The 1,087-nt window shown below is 67.2% G+C and carries 2 protein-coding genes; both read left to right on the forward strand.

Annotated features, from left to right (window positions below):
- Positions 1-38: 38 nt before the first annotated feature.
- Complete coding sequence (gene rbfA, locus Y704_RS0108975) at positions 39-476, forward strand: 30S ribosome-binding factor RbfA (protein ID WP_026531406.1); 438 nt, start codon at positions 39-41, stop codon at positions 474-476.
- A 107-nt stretch (positions 477-583) separates the two neighbouring features.
- On the forward strand, positions 584-1,021 hold the full coding sequence (gene rbfA / locus Y704_RS0108980; RefSeq protein WP_026531406.1) for a 30S ribosome-binding factor RbfA: 438 nt from the start codon (positions 584-586) through the stop codon (positions 1,019-1,021).
- Positions 1,022-1,087: the final 66 nt, after the last annotated feature.

Here is a 1,087-nt window from a genome sequence, read left to right on the forward strand (position 1 = left end):
AGGATTCATCCATCCCCGTCCTATCAGGAGGAACAGTTATGGCAGATCCGGCCCGCGCCGCACGCCTGGCGCAGCGCATCAAAGTCATAGTTGCCGAAGCCCTTCGCCGGAGGGTCAAGGATCCACGGCTCGAGGCCGTGACCATCACCGACTCGCGGGTCACCAACGACCTCCAGCATGCAACCCTGTACTACACGGTGCTGGGTGATCCGGAAGAGCAGCAGGCCACCCGGATGGCCCTTGAGTCGGCGCGCGGAGTGCTCCGGGCTGAGGTGGGCCGGAACATCACCGCCCGGCTCACGCCCACCCTCGAGTTCGTCCCCGATGAGGTGCCGGTGAACGCCAGCCACCTCGAGGAGCTGCTGCAGAAGGCCCGCGAGCGCGACGCCGAAGTAGCGGCGATCGCCCAGGGCGCCGACTTCGCAGGCGACGCCGACCCGTACCGGACGTCCGAGGACAACGACGACGCCCGCTGAATTCGAGCGCTTCTCCGCGTGCAGCATCCCGGGGCGCCCGCTTCGTCTCCTTCCCTGCACGCTCTGTGCAGGATTCATCCATCCCCGTCCTATCAGGAGGAACAGTTATGGCAGATCCGGCCCGCGCCGCACGCCTGGCGCAGCGCATCAAAGTCATAGTTGCCGAAGCCCTTCGCCGGAGGGTCAAGGATCCACGGCTCGAGGCCGTGACCATCACCGACTCGCGGGTCACCAACGACCTCCAGCATGCAACCCTGTACTACACGGTGCTGGGTGATCCGGAAGAGCAGCAGGCCACCCGGATGGCCCTTGAGTCGGCGCGCGGAGTGCTCCGGGCTGAGGTGGGCCGGAACATCACCGCCCGGCTCACGCCCACCCTCGAGTTCGTCCCCGATGAGGTGCCGGTGAACGCCAGCCACCTCGAGGAGCTGCTGCAGAAGGCCCGCGAGCGCGACGCCGAAGTAGCGGCGATCGCCCAGGGCGCCGACTTCGCAGGCGACGCCGACCCGTACCGGACGTCCGAGGACAACGACGACGCCCGCTGAATTCGAGCGCTTCTCCGCGTGCAGCTCCTCGGTGCTGTTGGGAACGGCTGCCGCAGTGGAACTTTC

It is taken from the genome of Arthrobacter sp. Br18, from assembly GCF_000520555.1.
Taxonomy (GTDB): Bacteria; Actinomycetota; Actinomycetes; order Actinomycetales; family Micrococcaceae; genus Arthrobacter_D.